Origin of the sequence: Thermaurantimonas sp., from assembly GCF_046299575.1 — a bacterium.
Classification (GTDB): Bacteria; Bacteroidota; Bacteroidia; order Flavobacteriales; family Schleiferiaceae; genus Thermaurantimonas.
Genome location: NZ_JBKBHX010000001.1, coordinates 71,942 through 91,193 on the forward strand (window position 1 = coordinate 71,942; position 19,252 = coordinate 91,193).

General features: G+C 37.0%; 14 protein-coding genes. 5 read left to right on the forward strand and 9 right to left on the reverse strand.

Annotation, left to right across the window (positions count from 1 at the left end; genetic code table 11):
* The first annotated feature begins 64 nt into the window (after window positions 1-64).
* The 5 genes from ACK4EX_RS00315 to ACK4EX_RS00335 all read left to right on the forward strand — a co-directional run bounded on the left by ACK4EX_RS00315 (window position 65) and on the right by ACK4EX_RS00335 (window position 4,913).
* Window positions 65-829 carry an exodeoxyribonuclease III gene (locus ACK4EX_RS00315; RefSeq protein ID WP_409768524.1) on the forward strand — a complete coding sequence of 255 codons (765 nt, stop codon included), beginning with the start codon at window positions 65-67 and terminating at the stop codon, window positions 827-829.
* 17 nt (window positions 830-846) lie between these two features.
* Window positions 847-2,256, forward strand: a complete 1,410-nt coding sequence (locus ACK4EX_RS00320) for a hybrid sensor histidine kinase/response regulator (RefSeq protein ID WP_409768527.1) — start codon at window positions 847-849, stop codon at window positions 2,254-2,256.
* Window positions 2,257-2,276: 20 nt separating this feature from the next.
* Complete coding sequence (locus ACK4EX_RS00325) at window positions 2,277-2,999, forward strand: hypothetical protein (protein ID WP_409768529.1); 723 nt, start codon at window positions 2,277-2,279, stop codon at window positions 2,997-2,999.
* Window positions 3,000-3,060: 61 nt separating this feature from the next.
* A complete protein-coding gene (locus ACK4EX_RS00330) occupies window positions 3,061-3,753 on the forward strand; it encodes a sensor histidine kinase (RefSeq protein WP_409769399.1) in 693 nt (230 codons plus the stop codon).
* Between the two features lie 2 nt (window positions 3,754-3,755).
* Window positions 3,756-4,913, forward strand: coding sequence for a 3-hydroxyacyl-CoA dehydrogenase NAD-binding domain-containing protein (locus tag ACK4EX_RS00335; RefSeq protein WP_409768532.1), 1,158 nt, complete (start codon window positions 3,756-3,758; stop codon window positions 4,911-4,913).
* A 10-nt stretch (window positions 4,914-4,923) separates the two neighbouring features.
* On the opposite strand, the gene gldA is transcribed toward ACK4EX_RS00335, so the two are convergent.
* The 9 genes from gldA to ACK4EX_RS00380 all read right to left on the reverse strand — a co-directional run bounded on the left by gldA (window position 4,924) and on the right by ACK4EX_RS00380 (window position 19,243).
* Entirely contained in the window at window positions 4,924-5,838 is a 915-nt protein-coding gene (gldA, locus tag ACK4EX_RS00340) for a gliding motility-associated ABC transporter ATP-binding subunit GldA (RefSeq protein WP_409768534.1), read from the reverse strand.
* Between the two features lie 17 nt (window positions 5,839-5,855).
* A complete protein-coding gene (gene xseB, locus ACK4EX_RS00345; RefSeq protein WP_409768537.1) occupies window positions 5,856-6,086 on the reverse strand; it encodes an exodeoxyribonuclease VII small subunit in 231 nt (76 codons plus the stop codon).
* An 11-nt stretch (window positions 6,087-6,097) separates the two neighbouring features.
* Window positions 6,098-13,372 (reverse strand): cell surface protein SprA, encoded by a 7,275-nt coding sequence (sprA, locus tag ACK4EX_RS00350; RefSeq protein ID WP_409768540.1) that lies wholly within the window; start codon window positions 13,370-13,372, stop codon window positions 6,098-6,100.
* A 6-nt stretch (window positions 13,373-13,378) separates the two neighbouring features.
* Window positions 13,379-13,963, reverse strand: coding sequence for a Holliday junction branch migration protein RuvA (ruvA, locus tag ACK4EX_RS00355; RefSeq protein WP_409768543.1), 585 nt, complete (start codon window positions 13,961-13,963; stop codon window positions 13,379-13,381).
* A gap of 101 nt (window positions 13,964-14,064) precedes the next feature.
* Window positions 14,065-14,799, reverse strand: coding sequence for a hypothetical protein (locus tag ACK4EX_RS00360; protein WP_409768547.1), 735 nt, complete (start codon window positions 14,797-14,799; stop codon window positions 14,065-14,067).
* 8 nt (window positions 14,800-14,807) lie between these two features.
* Complete coding sequence (locus ACK4EX_RS00365) at window positions 14,808-16,577, reverse strand: BatD family protein (RefSeq protein WP_409768550.1); 1,770 nt, start codon at window positions 16,575-16,577, stop codon at window positions 14,808-14,810.
* Entirely contained in the window at window positions 16,561-17,244 is a 684-nt protein-coding gene (locus tag ACK4EX_RS00370) for a tetratricopeptide repeat protein (RefSeq protein ID WP_409768553.1), read from the reverse strand. Before ACK4EX_RS00370 ends, ACK4EX_RS00365 begins: the two co-directional genes overlap by 17 nt.
* Entirely contained in the window at window positions 17,241-18,257 is a 1,017-nt protein-coding gene (locus ACK4EX_RS00375; protein WP_409768556.1) for a vWA domain-containing protein, read from the reverse strand. The genes ACK4EX_RS00370 and ACK4EX_RS00375 overlap by 4 nt, the downstream gene beginning before the upstream one ends.
* Window positions 18,254-19,243, reverse strand: coding sequence for a VWA domain-containing protein (locus ACK4EX_RS00380; protein ID WP_409768558.1), 990 nt, complete (start codon window positions 19,241-19,243; stop codon window positions 18,254-18,256). The genes ACK4EX_RS00375 and ACK4EX_RS00380 overlap by 4 nt, the downstream gene beginning before the upstream one ends.
* Between the last annotated feature and the right edge of the window lie 9 nt (window positions 19,244-19,252).

Here is a 19,252-nt window from a genome sequence, read left to right on the forward strand (position 1 = left end):
CCATCTATTCATTCAAAAGACTATCTTCGCTCGAATTTGTGTACTACAAACTAACGGATTTTGGATGAATATAATTACTTATAATGTAAATGGCATAAGAGCAGCGATCAACAAAGGCTTTTTAGACTGGCTAAAAAAGGAAAATCCCGATATTCTTTGTTTGCAGGAGATTAAAGCTGATGCCTCGCAAATTGACTTTTCACCCTTTGAACAACTCGGCTATAACATACAGTGGCATGAAGCTGAGAAGAAAGGCTACTCAGGAGTAGCCATTTTGTCAAAACCTCATCCTAAATCTACCATTAAAGGCTGTGGAATCGATTACATCGACAAAGAAGGCAGAATTTTACTCAATGAATACGATACTTTTACTCTTGTATCGATTTATATACCTTCAGGCAGCAGTGGCGACGAGCGCCAGGATGTTAAAATGAAATTTTTAGAAGATTTTTTAAAGTACACCGATACTTTAAAATCCAGATATGCCAACATCATTTTGGCTGGAGATTTTAACATTTGTCACAAACCAATAGACATTCACGATCCTATTCGCAATGCCAAAAGCAGCGGCTTTTTACCCGAGGAGAGAGAATGGTTCGATCGGTTTGTAGAACACGGATGGGTAGATTCCTTCCGAGTGCTTAATCAAGAACCACATCAGTATACCTGGTGGACTTATAGAGCAGGGGCACGGGCAAAAAACAAAGGATGGCGAATTGATTATCAAATGCTCACTCCTGCGTTGAAAGATCAGCTCGAAAGCGTAAAAATTTTATCTGATGTAAATCATAGCGATCACTGTCCCTATAAAATTGAGATTAATGTTTGAACGAAAAAAGTAAAACTATGAATACAGAACTCTTCAAACAGATAGTAGATAAAAGTCAGATTCCAACGCTAATCTGTTTAAAGAATGAACGTATTTATGAAAATCAATCCTTTAATAATCTGCTGAAAACTGCTAAGATAAATACTGATGAATTCATTAAAAAATATTTGCAAAGTGATAAACCTACTATAGAAATAAGTCTGAATGACAAGAACATTTACTTTCATATTTATAAACAAGCAATTAACACTTCACTTATTTCTTATCAGATAATCGACGTAACAGAAGAGCAAATTCATTTAAAGAATTTGGAAAATTCATTAAAAAGCCTACATGAAATCGATAAACAGAGAAAAGTATTTTTAGAAAATCTTTCGCATGAATTACGTACACCATTGACGGGCATTATAGGTTTTACGGATTTATTGAAATACACAGATTTAAGTGAAGAAGCACAAATGTATTTAGAGAGCTTATCAGAGTCAGCCAATAGGATGGTCGAAACTTTAAATAATATAAACGACTTCACATTACTTACTTCTGAAAATAACAGTGTTGAAATACAAGAAATTGATATTTATCACACACTTAAATCGCTGTGTGATGCCTCTTATTACAAAGCAAAAGCGAAACAATTGAAAATACACCTAACTGGTGAGGTAGCCCCTGAAATAAAATTTTTTACTGATATCAAAAAATTAGAGACTATAGTAAAACAATTGCTTTCGAATGCTATAAAATTTACAGATAAAGGTAAAATAGAAATATCGTATGAAGTGACAGAAGACTTATGTAGAATTTCAGTAAAAGATACTGGAATCGGGATACCTGAAGATAAAATAGATGAATGTTTTGATGACTTTAAACAGTTGAGTGAAGGTTATAACAGACATTACGAAGGCTCAGGTATCGGGTTAAGCATTGTAAGAAAATTAGTGAATTTACTTAAAGGCAATATTCGCGTAGAAAGTAGAGTAAATGAAGGGAGTACTTTTACGATAGAAATTCCCAACGCAAAAGTAAAATTTGAAAAGCCTGAAATTTCTATAACAAAAAAACAAGGAAACAACATTCTCTATGTAGAAGACAATTATCTAAATCAAAAATTACTTCAAATAAGCTTAGGTAAGAAATACAATATTACCTTAGCTGACAATGCCGAAGAAGGTTTAAAATGGATAAGGCAAAAAGATTTTGATCTGGTGCTAATGGATATTAATCTCGGAAAAGGTATGGACGGTATACAGGCAATGAAAGAAATCAAAAAATATCCCAAATACTCAAAAACGCCGGTCATTGCCCTTACCGCCTATGCATTAGCCAATGACGAAGAAAAATTTTTAAAAGAAGGATTTGATGATTACATACCTAAACCTTACACCAAAGACGAAATAACATCTAAAATTTCAAAGTTTATTCATGCATAAATTCATTTAAAAAGTTGAAGATGGATAAAATCCCAAATGTTACTTTAAAGTATAAAGTAAAACTTCTTAGAAATTCCGAGGGAAACATTGTAGACTTCATAGTCGAAGAATGGAATGACTCAAGTATTGAATTCATAAAAGAATTATCTTTATTCAATGGGCCTGTTTCATACAAAGCTCTCGAAAAGAATTTCGGATTTGATAAAAGTTTTTTTGAAATGTTTATATCAAACGTTGAAACGTCTCCTATTGGAGTTTTTTATTTTTCAGGAAAAAAATATCCTGAGATTATATTCAAATTAAGATATTCCAATTTTGGTGACTTATTAGATATAAGTCTGAATATTGAAAGAGAAATAACCTTACAAGAATTCGATGAAATCAATGAAATAAAATTTTTTTACGAGAACATCTTCCATCACTCAAGTGATGCCATCTTTATTGTGGAATACAAGAATAATCAATTTAGATATATTACAAACAATAAAAAACACAGACTTGAAACCAGAATCACCTTCGAAGCCATTCACAATAAAACTCCAGTTGATTTAGTAGGTCCTGAGCTGGGGAAAAAAATTGAGGAGAATTATTTAAAAGCGTTGAATTCCAATGAAGTCATTACATATGAAGAATATTTAGAATTGCCGGCTGGTGCTAAATATTGGTTAACCTCACTAAAAAAAAATTGTCATTGCAAAATCAGAAAGAACTATAATTATTGGCAGCTCAAGAGATATTACTGAACTTAAAATCAAAGAAATTAAAAATCAAAAACTCATTGAACAGTTAGAAGAAGCCAATTCTATAAAAAATAAATTTTTTACCATTATAGCCCACGACCTTAAAAATCCATTGCACAATAGTCTTTCTATAGCAGATTTATTATATGAAAGCATAGATTCACTTTCGTTGCAAGAATTGAAGGACTATCTCAAATTGCTTAATATTAGTTTAAAAAATGCCTCGGAATTGTTGAGCAATCTATTGGTATGGTCATCAAGTCAAATGAAGGGACTTTCAGTAGAATTCGAACCCATATATCTTAAAAAAATTATTGATAAAGTTTTACAGGGATTAGAACTTAACATCAATGAAAAGAAGATTACAGTAATTAAAGAAAATCTGGAAAACACTATTGTATATTGTGATAGCAATAGTTTGTACTTTATTCTTCGAAATTTGCTCTCTAATGCCATCAAATTTTCGCACATGAACGGAGAAATAATAATCGAATCAATAATTCTTCCAAATGATGAAATTCAAATCTCTATTCGAGACAATGGTATTGGTATCAGTGATGAAAACAAAGAAAAATTATTTACCTTTTTAACTAAGTCAACTTTAGGCACATTTGGCGAGAAAGGTTCAGGACTTGGTCTTGCCCTTGTAAAAGAATTTGTAGAAAAAAATAAGGGAAGAATTTTATTTGAAAGTGAATTGGGAAAAGGTACGACATTTCATGTAATTCTTCCAGCTTTTAAACCTCTGAAAAGATAAATATGAAAATAAATTCAATAGGTATAGCAGGTGCTGGTACAATGGGTATTGGCATCGCACAATTAGCCGCACAAAAAGGATATAATGTGCTCTTTTATGACATTCACCAAAGTAATTTAGATAAAGCGAAAAAAATCATTGAAGACAACTTAGTGAAATTGACTGAAAAGGGCAAACTAAATAATATTTCTTCCCTGGAAATAATCAAGAGAATTCATTACACTGATCAACTTAAAAATTTATCAGATAGCTCACTACTAATCGAAGCCATTGTAGAAAACTTTGAGGCAAAAAAGACGCTATTTAGTCAGATTGAAAAAGTTGTATCAGATACCTGCATTATAGCTTCCAATACCTCAAGTTTGAGCATAAATCGATTAAGCAGTGTATTTACACGTCCGGAAAGATTTATTGGGCTTCACTTTTTCAATCCTGCTACAATAATGAAGCTCGTGGAAATAATACCAGGTATCAACACCTCAATGACCATCGTTGATAGCTTAAAAGACCTGATGAAAAATTGGGGTAAAGTACCTGCTTTAGCTAAGGATACACCTGGATTTATTGTGAATCGAGTAGCTCGACCTTTTTATGGTGAGGCTCTTCGGATCGCTGAAGAAGGACTGGCTACACCGGCCGAGATCGATCACATCATGAAGACGCTGGGTGGCTTTCGGATGGGACCTTTCGAGCTGATGGACTTTATCGGTCTGGATGTGAATTTTTCGGTGAGCTATTCTGTGTTTGAGCAGCTCTATTATGACCCACGCTACAGACCCTCTCTGTTGCAACAGCGAATGATGGAATCAGGCCGCCTTGGTCGCAAGGTTGGGAAAGGGTTCTACGATTACAGCCTTCCAAATCCGTTTGAACTAAGTCAAGCTCCCGATGAATCAAAAAGTCATGCGATTTTCTTTCGCATACTGAGCATGCTTATCAATGAGGCAGTGGATGCTGTCTATTTGCAAATAGCCGATGCACAGGCTGTAGATGAAGCGATGATGTATGGAGCGAACTATCCCAAGGGCTTGATCGCCTGGGGAAAAGAGATTGGCTTTGAGAAAGTAAAAGCTGAAATCGACCGCTTGTTTGAATATTATAAAGACATGCGCTACAGGGCCTCCGCTGGGTTTTATGTGATTGACAGACTCTTAAATTAAATACAGTTATTTAAGCTTGAGGTTGTTTTTCGGACAGTGTTAGCAGTCTGAAAACATCCTCGAGTCTTACATCCTTATGTTGAATGCTGAGAATGGCATTTTCAGTAACCACAGCTTTTTCAAAAATGGCTTTTCTCAAATCCTTTTTGGCGTCTGTATCGATGTGCCAGTGATTTGCTTCGCGCTTCACCTTAAGCACACCGTCTATAGACTTAAACCAGGCAGCACTGACCTCTTTTTCGAGCTGAACGACCAGCGTCTGGCGACCAGTGGCTTGTTTAAGAGCTTCGGTGGTGGTATCGGCCACTATTTTTCCCTTGTTAATAATGATTACTCTGTCGCAGAGGATCTCTACCTCTTGCATGATATGTGTGGAGAGCATTACGGTCTTAGAGCGCCCCAGTTCTTTAATGAGTTGGCGAATTTCAACGATTTGGTTTGGATCGAGGCCTGTGGTTGGTTCGTCGAGGATCAAGACTTCAGGATCGTGTATGAGAGCATGTGCCAAACCAACGCGTTGGCGATACCCTTTTGAAAGTTGACCTATGCGCTTATGAGCTTCAGGAGTCAGGCCTGTCTTTTCGATCATTTCCTCTACACGGGTTTTAGATACTTTCTGAAGACTGGCCATAAAGTAGAGAAATTCGCGAACATACATGTCGAGGTACAGAGGATTGTGCTCAGGCAGATAGCCAATTTTTTTTCTTACTTCGATGCTGTGTTGATTTACGTCGAGCCCGTCGACAGCTGCATATCCCTCAGTAGCCGGAATAAAACCAGTGAGAATTTTCATCATGGTGCTTTTTCCTGCCCCATTTGGGCCTAAAAAGCCAACGATTTCTCCTTTTTTAACTTTAAAACTCACCTGATCAAGGGCACGCTGTGTGCCGTAAATCTTTGTAACCTTCTGTACTTCGAGCGACATCTTTCAAAATTTACGGATTAAAAGGGTAAGGTTTCCTGATCGGTATTCTGCAGTTTCGATAGTATTTCCTGAACGGTTTTTTCCGTTTCTGATAACTTTTTTTTACAAAAATTGACGAGAAATTCTGCTCTTTGTATAAGCTTTACCATTTTATCCGGGTCGATGTCTTCCTGTTCCAGCTGATCGGCTATGGTTTGCAATTCGTCTATTGCAGCGGTGTAGGTAAGCTCGTTTTCAGCATTTTCCATATTTCAGGGATTTATTGCGCCAAATTAACTCGGATTGAAATACCCACATTGGTATTAGAGGTAGGAAATGCGTTGGAAGTCTTGTACGTTGAAATAATCTGATCGTAAAAAACCTTAGCATTTACTCGTGCAGAAATGGCGTAGTCGGCTGATACTTTTATGGTAGTGATACGGCTACCGGCAGTTACCTGATCTACGCGCTCAACGATGCGCCTAATGATAACCTGATTGTCGCGCACTGACACATCGCAGCGCAGCTCGAGGTTAGATTGAGGTTTTCTACCAGTTTCGCCCAGACTTACAAATTGCAGCTTCACGTCTTTGACCACATAACCTGCACCGACCACTATTTCATTTCCTCTCGAATCGGTGAGTTGGTTATTGGCTAAACTTAGATTCTGAGTGCGGTCTTTTTTGTAGTCGATGCGTAGGGTTAATGAATTTTTCATGCGCAAGTTCACACCCAATAATGGCGACCATTGCTCTACAATGGTAGCCGATACGATTTGAAACTCCGGTAGAAAATCGCCATTTTCATTGATAGGTGGCTCTCCATCTTCGATGCGCTGCTGGCGAATAAGGTTTGTGTTAAAGTTACCAAGCGTGTAGGTGCCAGTGTAGCCGTGTCTAAGGGCAATATTCGAAAAGTGCTTGTTGAAGAAGGGGATTTTAGTTAATCCGTCGTAGGTGAGCTGCCAGTTTGGTAAGGGAATTGAACTTCTTCTATAACGGGGGTCAAGCGAAACAGATCTTGGATCAAGACCAGCAAAGGCCGAAATAAAAGCAGGTATTAGTACATCTTGCGATGCGTAGCTGTATCCCTGCCAACCGTAATTCGCTGAGTCAGGATTATTGTTAAAAGTTGGATTGTATGTTGGATCGATTTGTTTGCGTTGTTCCACCAGGCGCTCTGAAATCACCTCTCTGTTTTTGAGAAATTGCTCATACACATCACTTCTGAAGTCAGGACCTCGCAGGGTTTCAAACGATGTGCGAAATGCCCAGAAAGATGTGGTATATGTACCCATCTGAAAAAGGTTTTGAACCTGATAGTCAAAGGCTGTGGCATCGTAGCGGAAAAATCCGTTTTGATTAAATGTACTGTTTCTCTGCGAGGTAAGTTCGATTCTGAAGGTATTGATCGGTTCGATGGTAGCGCGGAGGTTAAGGTTCTCAGTGTGTGTTTGTGAAAATTGATTGTTGAGCAATGGCGATTTGGTAATCCACTCATTTTCAGCGGCTTTAGGCTTTATATCGCGCTGTGAACCAAAGGCAAAATCGTACCCTGGTGCTGAAGCATTTTGACCAAGTATTCCAGGCGTGGGCATGTAACCAGGTAAGAGAGTTCCTCGGGTAGTGGTATATCCTCCCCCTACACTGCGTAGGCTCATTAGGATGCGCGCCGACGATTTAGCTATTTTTCGAAATACCGATTCCTTCTCTTCTTCTTTTTTGTCGGTATTTTGGTTGGGTTGATTGGTATTTCCTCGTAAAGATGCCGGCACATTTGGTCGCTGCTGACCGGGTCTTTGTGGTGCCTTGCCTTGATTTGCTTCTTGAAGAAACTTGATTTTGTTATAGAAGTTAACAAGATTAGCCTGGCCATTGAATTGCCAGCTTTGGGAGTTTTGGATGGTATTTCCTAGGTTAAGCGAATCATTGTTTGTATTTAAAATAGCCAAAAGCGAGTTAGTGGTCCAGTCAAAATCAGCTGTATAGCGAACACTCGTGTTTATAAAGTTCAACAATGGAATTTTACTGAAGGGAACTTCGTAGTTTACATTCAGCGTATGGTGGTAGTTGGTCGGTCGTCCACCTGCCCGCAGATTTTCGCGAATGGCGTTTCGCACCGAATCTGCCGTTGCAGGTCCGTCCGGTTCATCAATGCGGGTAAACATTCGTGCTTGAAAATCGGCTCTTAAGGCACGTGTAAGATCCCAGCTAACGTCGTAGATGCGATTGAAGGTAAAAGCTTTTTGATATGTAGTAGGCAATCTAAACGTTGGGTTATCCGTATTGCGCATTTCGGCCTCGTTATAAATCCTCCACAGCTCCGCTCTGAAGGTGAAGCGCGAGGGCATGTAGTTGAAGTTGAAATCACGAATGAGAGCTAAATGCTTGTTTTGCAGAAACTTGATTTTTTTAAATGGCTCTACGGGTTTAACCTGAGCCTGGTAGTTGTAATTCAAAGAACCTTTGTAATCGCGACGAATGTCTGAAACGGTGTTGATGTTTCGAAAATAAATTTCGTTAAAAGAGTAGGATAATGCTATGTTCTCTATATCGTAAAACTGGGGTTTCCGACGTGTGTTCGTTCTCTCCTTGCGAACATTAGCAAAGTTAATTCCCCTACGCAACGTATAGGTTTGAGCGATTCTTCGCAGGGAGTCGCGTTCTTGTAGTGTTTCTATGTTTCGAAGTGCATCTTTGAATTCAATGTCCATATCCAGCGGGTTGAACATCGGATTGCGCCACTCTTCGGCATATCCCACAAACATGGGTATGCGCAATCGCACTTTATCGGAGAAGAATTTGCCGAGTTCAAAGTTGGATTGCAGGTCGTAGGCAATGATCTCTTCCTTTCGGCGGGCATTAACGTTCTGATCGATCGAGCCAAATCCCACAGTTGAGTAATTGCCAGAGAGAGTGATATTAGCAAAATCAGCCAGTTGAGCATTTACTCTACCGGCAGCAGCATATCCTCCGCGATTGTCAAATCCGCCAAGTCGAAGTTCATTTACCCAGATTTCTGCACACTTGGGCAATCCGTCGTCATTCGGGTCACCCAATTGTTTTTTGGGATTTCGAATACCGATCATAATGGTGCGCACGTTGCCCAAATTTGGCGCTCCCACAATGGTGATTTTTCTGTTGCCAAGGTCCACCGTAAATCTGCTCTGTAGTGGAAATCCAGCCTTATCGCGCTGAAGTTTGATTTGCCGGATTTCTTCCATATCGATGTCAAATTCATTTTCTATCGGCCATATCAATCGTGGGTCAACCTCGCCCCATTGAGTTACTTGTAAGGGAATTTCATATTCATAATAATTCTGATTAAAGTCGGCACCAAGACGTATGAAAGCAGTGAGATCGCCGTTTTTCAGCGGTTTGGTGGCATCGCGCTGTTCGGCATGTACAAACATTCTCAGTCGCTTATACAGACGCATGTCCATAGCGAGATTTCTAAATACAGCCCTTGCATCTCCATCTTTCAGATCGCATACCCGTATAGCAAGTGACTGTTCGTTCTGAGCTTGAATGGACGAAGTTGCAAAGAGCTCCTGACGTTCAATTCCAGGTGGCAATACATAATTAATCGGATTGCGCTGCCCATTTTCTTCCAGATTTACTACATTAACCTCGAAAAGGGTTCCGTCGCTATCGTCGGTGGCTAAGTCATCGCGAATGCCCGAAAGTGAAAACGGATAACGCCTCCACTCTCCACGCACCAGTTCTAAGGCTGCAAAGCGCAATACGATTGGATTTTCCCAATTGTGCAAAAACATTCGAATAAAACGTATAGAACGGAAATCGCTGATCGGGCCAATCACTTTATCCGGTGAGAAAATAGGCACTTTAAACTGATACCATATGACAGGCTTGCGACTACCGTCAGGCAGAACATCAGTGGTGGTTTGAAAGACATCTGTTATGTAATTTTTACCAATTTGTAAATCTTGAGGACGAATAGATACGCGATATTGGAAATAGGTTTCTGAACGCGCCAAAGTTTGATCAGAGTTTACGTCCTCCATGTCGGGTCGGTTGGTAGCTGTGTTCGGATAGCCATCCGGTTGAGTAATGTCACTGTTGCCTTGCGGATTGTTCCATCTTTTGTACCGCTCTAAAATAGAAGCTCCTTGATTGTCATAGTTATTTGATCTATAAAACTCGTAGTTATCTGCCGCCGGGTCATTGAAAATAGCATTATACACGGCTGATCCGGAACCAAACTGAGCTGCTACACGCTGTATAAAGGTCTGTCCATTGTGCGCAAACCACTGGCGTTCGAGCTCGTCATTTAGTCCATCCAGACCAACATCTTGTACCTCGCGCGCACCTGGTTCGTTGTTAAAAGCTTGAACTTGAGGTACAATTTTAGGCACAATTCCCCATGCAGTAGAGTCCACCTGATTTAAGTTGCCGTCGATCGGTATTCCTTGCTCAAAAGCCTGTCGACCATCTTTTAAAATATCTTCAGATATATTGCCCAGATTAAAATATAAGTCTCCACCCTTTAAGTTAGGATTTTCTAAAAATGGGTCAAGCAGCCAAAATTGAATAAACTCTATGTTCTGCTCTTCGAAATTGTTGGTGAGCAGTTCACGCATAATTCCACCCCAGCGGCTACGCGGGTTGTTGAGCTTTCCATCGGCATTTAAACCGGCAGAAATTCCCGGTTCACCTTCCACATCGAAATTGTAAGGACCTCTTTCATCGGGATAATATGCCAGGTCGAGCGTCGGAATGTTTCGCGGCATAGCCGGGTCGAGACGTCTGTTGGGGAAAACCTCCCTCACCAATATCTCGCGCATGTAATGATTCGAGCGCATTACACGGTCAGCCCTCACATTTGCTGGTGTTTGAGAATTGGCCTGGAAAAACAGCGGATCGATGGTGTACCAGGCAAGTCTAGCGCGGTTGAAGCCAATCCGAATATCGTTGTTGAATTCAGCTTCCGGAAAGAGTTCTGGTTGACCTGAGGGCACACTGGCCAGCTGCCAGCGCATGGGATTCCGGATGTCGATAAGGGTTTGAGAGCTTTCAAAATCGTCGATATAGGTTGTCTCTTCGCGATTGAGCTTTATTGCTCTTGGAGAACCGGGAATAAGCTGCGCAAATTCCCCTTGAGCATTGATGGTAGATGGTGCCTTGGTAGAAAGAAAGGGAATAGCATCGACCAACTTTGTCAAAAAGGGCGCCTGATTGCTGTACTGAGTATTTAATCCCCAAATGGTGTTAGCAATGGGTTCAAAGCCAAGATTTACCTTTTGGGTAAAAGGTCGTTCGCGAAGGTGCAGTAAGGTGCCTCCAATGTTCCAATGCTCACTCACGCGATGATCGACATTAATGCCCGCAAATGTTTTCACATTGGCTCCGAAGAGCGCATTGTTCTCAAAATCAACGCGAATGGGCAGACCGGAATTAATTATGCCCTCATCCAGAATCCTAACCCTACCTAGATTGTAGTCTACAGTATATTGTGTACCTTCTTGCAGTTTTACACCTCCGGCCGTTACTGAAACTGAACCTCTGGGAATGTTTATAGCATTCAGTTGAATTTCACTGCCTGTAGCCGATTTATACCTTCCTTTCAGAAAGAATTTGTTCAGCTTTGTCATTTCTTGAGCTCTGAAGCGCGTACTGTCGTACAACTGTTGGAATACGTATTTGGCCCTCAATTCGTCGTTGTCGAGCTTCGATGCCAGGTGGCGCCCAAATGGCTCTACCACAGGAAAATAGATCCGACCATTTTGGGGATTAATGGTTACATTAGGTACAAAATCAAAAAATCCGTCAGGATAGGGGTCGTTGTTATTGTTCAGCTTATCGAGCCCCATCACGCGCAGTAGCAGTTCGTTTCTCAGACTGCCCTCCGGCAGGAAAGGTATCGGCACTCCCGTCTCATCGTTCCAATACAACACATCGAGCCTGAAATCTTGTGGGTTGATTTGAAAGGCATTTAAAGAGTACACATTCTTCATCATCAGATGCCACATGGGCACCTTTACATTCAGCAAGGTAGCTTTTAAAAGTTTTAAAATCAATGTAGAAGGAGGAGATACCCCATCATTACTGAACTCACCGACCTGGTAGGTCTTGCCATTAGCCGTGTATTGATACGCTACTGCAAGTACCTCATCTTGATTGAGTGCCTGATTGAGAGAGATATATCCCAATTGTGGATGAAAGGTGTATTCATTCGGACTTAACAATCGGGCATTGGTAAGGTCTTCGAAATCGATGCCTGGCTCAAATCTGGCCTGGCTCAGCACCGCATTAGCAGTGGCAATATTGCGTATCCCGGCGTATTCATTTTGAATCGTTGAAGGATTGAGTTTATTCATTTGATTGTGTGGCAACTCTGGGTGCCGGCGATCCACAGTCCCGGAGAAAATATCTGGATCATTTAGTCCACTCTGTGAATGGCGATATGCCCATCCAGCTCTATCGGCCTCGCCCAAATCCATGAAGGCAACAATGTTGCGCACATTCTCTGTCACATTTCGGCGGTTCGTCACCCACACTTCTATTCGGGTAATCTGAATAGGTGAGGTGATTACCGGCATATTTGCCAAAAAGCGCTCGTAATTCTCACGGAAATAATGCGAGAGAAAATAATGTCTATTTGCCTCGTATTGATCAGCCTGGATAAAAAACTCCTGTACTGCTCCACCCCCTTGTAGATTGATGGATGACGTTTGACTTCTCTGCTCTGAAAAGATTGTAGTTACCGTTGTCTTCCCAAACTGCATCTGTGCTTTTACACCAAAAAGACTTTGCACACCTGTGATCAGCGAACTGTTTAAAGGCATGTTTACGTTACCAAACTCAAGTTTTTTTAGAATTTGGTCTTCTTCTCCGGTAAATTGTGTTTTAATTTGATTGTCAAATTGAAAGGTCGCCTGCGTATCATAGTTAAATCCCAAATTTAGCCGCGTCCCGATTTTACCGTTTACATTCATCTGGATGCGCTGATTGAAAACCAGGTTGAAGGTTCTTCGATTCCGAACCGGAATCATAGGGTTTTCAAGGCGCTGAAATCTGCCTCCAAGAGTGAGCGTTGCTGATCCTTGAGGCCTGATTTCTATGGTATTACTTCCAAAAATATTTTTAAAAGCTTCGCCCTTCACCTCAATCAACGGCAACAGTGCAGAACCCGACTCCCTGGGATCTGCTTGCTTATTTCGCTCCCGTAATCCACCGCCACTACCAGATTTATCTGACCAATATTTACTATCCTCCTGTGCAAATTGTATTCTGCGAAATTCTTCAGGTGTGTAGTACTGTGTGTCAATGACTGTGTTGCCAATAAATTTTCGAACTATGTATAGGTTACGAACCGGGTCATAGTCGAGCTCCGTCCTAAAATTAGCTGGGTCTTTCAAATTCAATGATGAAGGCTTACGCACATCGTACTTCGTAGAATCTTTGGTAGTATCGCTCTGTTCAATGAGAATTTTTGAAGTAGCCCCTCTCGAGGTAAATGAAGGTAAACGAAATGCACTTAGTGATAAAAAACCCAATAGTAAAACAACAATATGAGCTACCGTACGAATTCTCACCCCCTACTACAGATTCTTTAGAGCCAACTTAATGATCGATTCAACGTCTAAAACCGGATTTTCTTGAACTATTTTTTCTACCACTTTACTTGCCAAAGGACGTGGATATCCTAAAACTTCTAAAGCTGATAACGCATCCTTAGCTGCTTTAGTATTTGATGTGGCAGATTTAGTTGCGTAATTCTCGTTAATATGTGTGACCTTATCTCGCAGATCAATGATTAAACGCTCAGCCGTTTTAGTTCCGATACCTTTTACCGCTTTAAGCCTGCTAACATTTCCAGAAGCTATCACTTCTACTAGTTCATCTACCCTTAAATGGCTCAAAATCAATCTTGCCGTATTAGCTCCAACCCCCGAAACACTAATGAGCTGCTGAAAAATTTCTCTTTCGCCTTCGCTAAGAAAACCATATATAACATGAGCATCCTCTCGAACAATCAAATGTGTAAACAACCTGAACTTTTGACCTAAAACTAATTTTTCAAATGTAAATACGCTGATTTGCAGCTGCCAGCCAACTCCATTTACATTAAGTACGCATTGCGTAGGCTGTAAATACTCAACAGTTCCTTCTAAAAAATAATACATCACACTTATATACTCAGGATTGCACAAAATTATGTTGTGCAAAATTGAACTCAGGCTATTTAAGAATCACAAACAAATAAATCACAGATGTATCTTCAATACTATAAATGTAACAATGCATTTTGTCTAACCCAACCAGTTTTTCCATCAGGTAATTTAATTTTTACGTAATCACCGTCTGTTTCAAATAAAATAACTTTTGTACCCTCATTAAGTTTAAATAAATCGACTGATGATTCAAAAGGCTCATTCTTCGTTAAAACACTCTCAGCCACAATTGCATAACGATTTTTTTGCTCATCATTCAAGACAGTGAATAAAAAAGTACTTACAAAACTTAAGATAACATAAAGAATAGATTTTACAATATTTTCAGAAAGTCTATTATTCAAATATTGCCAGAATTTAATTATAAAAAGAACTAAAATCAAAAATGAAAAAAGGATAAAAATAAACTTCCAATTAGAAAATCTTAAGAAATTTTGAACCCTTTCAATTAATGATGGAATTCCGAAACCAAAATCTCCAGGAATTTTGCTGAGTAAAAAGTTTAAATTCGTTATTAAATCATTGTCAAAAGGCATATAATATAACGCCTTTTCATAATAATATCTTGAGTAGCCTAATTTATTAATTTTATAGTAAGTATTCCCTATATTATACAGCAATTCACCGGAAATTATATTAGTGTTAATCAAAGAATCATATAAAAACAAGGCTTCTTGATAATTACCCTCTTTGTAGAATGTATTCGCTTTAAAAAAAACAGAATCCACGGTGCCAAAAATAATCTTAGGATAAAATAATAAAAAAAATATAACAGAATTTTTCTTCATTTTTATTGTCAATTTATGTACTTTTTTAAGATTCGTATGTATTCTGAAATAATGGATGAAATTATTTCGTCATTCATACCGGAGTAAATCGCCTTTTCTGAGTCTGAAATAATCTTTAATAAGTTTTGGAAATCATTGGCAAAAATAGAATTTAACAATAAATCATTCAATGAAGTCTTATTAGTTTCCAAATTTTGAGAGCTTTCATAAATAATCTTCTTGAAATTTTTATTCAAGTAGTTAAGTTTTTCTTTTAGATTTACATCTGAATTTTCTACAAATCTTAAAATTTCCCTAAGTTTATTTTTTACTTCTTTTGTTTTTTGTAAAGAACCATAATAATCGATAAAAAACAATCGTAGAATTAATATAATAACAATAGACAGTAGCAAAACAAATACCCATGTAAGTAAAACAGTAGATGAACTGACTGAATAGAAAATTTTTCTTTGATTAAAAGAGTTTTTTATAAATAATATATCTTTTAAGCCTGTATTGCTTGTTAATTTATTATCTACCCTCGTTCTTGATTCAAAATTTTCTTCACTGTAATTTGAACCACCAGTTACATTTATATGCAAATTATCAATGACTATTTCTTCATATGAATTTTTGGAAGTGTTGAAATACAAAAATGAAATTTTAGGTAGTTTGTGATTTCCATTAAATTTAGGAACGAGTATATATTCTAAGGTTTTTAAACCTTGGTATCCTTTTGATGTAATAGAATATCTTTCATATATTTTGGGTTCATATTGATCAAATTGCTCTGAAAATGTTAATTCGGGTAGGGTAACCATTTTTATATTTCCCGAACCCTCCAATGAAATTTTTAATGAAATAGCTTCTCCTACTTTCACTTCCGATTTGCTTAAATCAGCCTTGAGTTTCATATTTCCAACTCCGCCAGAAAATGGAGTCTTATTTGAAATTAAAGCAGGAAGAGGCTTAACTGTTATAATGGGAACTTTATATATTGAAATTTGGTTAACAACTGTACCTGAATTAAAGAAAAGATTAAAATAATCACGTCTATTTGTAGGCACCTCAGTAGGAATACGAACTTCAAGAGAACCTAAGTCAAATTTCCCAACTTTTTGTCCAAATATCAAAAACCTTTTTAAAGGCACAACATTGTATAATTCTCCATTTAATTGTTCCTGAAATGGTTTAGCTTCTTCTTTTATTACTTCAGAGTAGAACCCATTGAAAGATGGTTCATTTAAAATCTCAACGTTAGAAATTGAAGTCCTGTAATACAATAAGTAATCAACTACCATCCCTTCACCAACATACAAATTATTTTTTGGAATTTTTACCTTTACAAAAGCGAGTTTTTTAGCAATAAACTTAGGATCATTAGGATCAGATATTTCATCTGTAGAGGCAGCAGTTACTTCAATTTCAATCGGTTTAGATTTAATAATTTTGCCTCCTACATTAATTGACGCTTCAGAAATTATAAATTTACCTACTTTTTTTGCAAGAATTATATAAGAAATCGATTGTTCAACTCTAAATCCTGTATTGTCATAAGTTGAAAATACTTTATTGTTTGGACCAGAAACGATTGTAAAATACTCCCTAAGATTTTTTGGTTCGCTAAAGTTGGTTCCTTGTCCATTAATAGTAAAGCTAATTTCAAATTCCTCATATTTATTAACTTTATATTTTGAAGCTCTCGAAATTAATTGATATTCTTGAGCTAGAATCATATGTGAATACTGAAGAAAAAGCGCAATCCATATAAAGGAAATGTATTTACCAATCTTTTTCATTTTTTCCTGTTTTATTTTTCTTTTTTTCTTTATTTCTAACCTTTTCCTGAATTGACTGATCCTTTGATTCGATATATTTTAAGATATTCTCTAATATTTTTTCATCCATCTCTATTTTATTATCCGAATTATTTCCTTCATTTGTACTTGTGTTTTGTTTTCTATTTTCTTCTTTTGATTCATTGGTATTTTGGGAATTATTATTATTATTATTTTGATTCTGACCAGTCATAATCATCGAATATGTTCTGGCATAATTATACTGTGTTTCAGCATCTTCCGGATTCAAAATAAGGGCATTTCTGTATGCTTCCAATGCATTTCTATAATCTTTCCTTTGGTAATATGAATTACCAAGATTATGAAATGCCCTTGAACGAATTTTTTTATCTTCGGTTGATTGTGCTAAGTTCTCAAAAATTGAAATAGCTTTATCAAAGTTGTTTAACTTATAGATAGAATTACCATAATTGTACTGAGCTTCATCAGCTGGCTTATCTTTTCGTTTAGAGATAGCTTCTCTATACATATTACTGGCCTCTTCATATCTTTTTTTGTCGAAGTATTCATTACCTTCATTTATTTTTCTTTTATACGGTGAAATTTGCCCTAGCACAATAGAAATATTTATTAAGTAAAAAATTACTATTTTTATAAAATCTTTCATTTCTTTAAGATAAAGTACAAATAATCAAATACTATTAAATCAATTAATAATAATATGCAAGCAACGAAAAGTGGAATATAGTATAAATTTGAATATCCACTTTGTATGTTTCTTTCCGTGTCAATACGTTTTGCCTTATCAATTTCTTGTAATAATACTGAAGATATTTGAGAAATAGATTTTGATTGAAGGTATAATCCATCTAATTTTTGAGCTAATTCTTTGAGTTGATTTTCATTTAGTTTAGAAATCACCACATTTCCAAGATTATCTCTCTTATAATCTTTTCCCAGATTATTAGAAATAGGAATCGGTCCTCCAACTACAGTACCCACACCTACAATCAATAATTTTATATTTAATTCTCTAAAGTTTTCAAGAATTCTTTTCATTTGGCCTTCATGTTCTTCACCATCGGTAAGAAGAATCAAAATTCTATCCGCAGAACTTGATGGATTGAACAAAGAAATAGAGCGCATCAGTGCCTCCTCAATATTGGTTCCTTGTGTTAAAATATAATCTGTATTAATGGACTTTACCATAGATATTACATTCTCTAAATCTGAGGTCATTGGTTGTAGAATGGCTGCTGTACCGGCATAAGCAACTAATCCAACCATATCATCTTCGATGTTCTTTAAAATATTTAGTAAAATTTGACGAGAGAATTCTAATCGATTAGGTGATATATCATCAGCTAACATACTATTGGAAATATCTAAACAAAATACTATTTCGCAACTCGATGATTGTTTTTTTCGAGTTGCAGTGTATTCTCTCGGATTTGCTACAGATAAAAACAAAAATATCAGAATAAAAAATTTTACAAAATATTTACTTATAATCCTTTTGTAATCAAAGTTTTTAAATATTCTTTCATAAAAAACATTTTCGACAATATCTCTAGATTTTTTTTTAAATTTAATAATTAAAATACCAGATATAAAAAATAATATTATAGAAAGGAAAACGCCGTAAATGAAGTAGTCAAAATATTGAAATTCGATGTTCATTCAATTAAATTTCTAAACAGAATTAATTTTAGTAGCCAATCCAACAAAAATAAAGCCAAACCGGAATATAAAAAGTGCATAAAATATTCGCGTTTTGTGTCATATTTTATCTCGGTTATTTTTGACCTTTCAAGTTTATTTATTTCATCGTAAATTTTTTTCAAAGCTTCACTATCTGTAGCTCTGTAATAGCTAGCACCTGTAATATTCGCAATCTTTTTAAGTAAATTTTCATCTATCGTTACCTGGCGATTTTCAAAGATTAAATTACCGGAAAAATCATATGCTACTGGCGTTAAGGCGTAACCTTTTGTACCCACACCTATAGTATAAACTCTAATTCCAAATTTTGCTGCCATTTCAGCGGCTGTGATAGGATCAATCTCTCCACTATTGTTTTCACCATCGCTCATTAAAATAATAACCTTACTTTTTGTTGGTGAGTTTTTAATTCGATTTACTGCAGTTGCCAAACCCATTCCTATAGCCGTACCATCATCCACTAAGCCATAAGAAATTTCATCAATCGCATTTACGAGTGCATTTTTATCACTTGTCAATGGAATTTTAGTAAAACTCTCTCCTGCATAAAGAACTATTCCAATTAAATCATCTGTTCTGTTTAGTACAAACTCAGTAGCCACTTTTTTTGTAGCACTAAGTCTATCAGGTTTAAAATCTCTTGCCAACATACTTGCTGATATATCGATGGCAAGTATTATTGAAATTCCCTGTCCATCTAAAGTTTTTCTGAATTCTTGTTTAACATATGGCCCCGATGCAGAAATTAGTAAAAGAATAATTGAGAAAGCTTTAAGCAGTTTTCCAATTATCTCAGGATTAATAAAACGACTATTAAATTGGATAAATGAATTATGGCTTACTATTAAATTGGGATAGAATTGCCTTTTTGTAACAAAATAATTAATTATGTATAGAATTGGGATGACTAAAAGTAATAATAAGTAAGGCCTCTCAAATAACATTTGAACCAA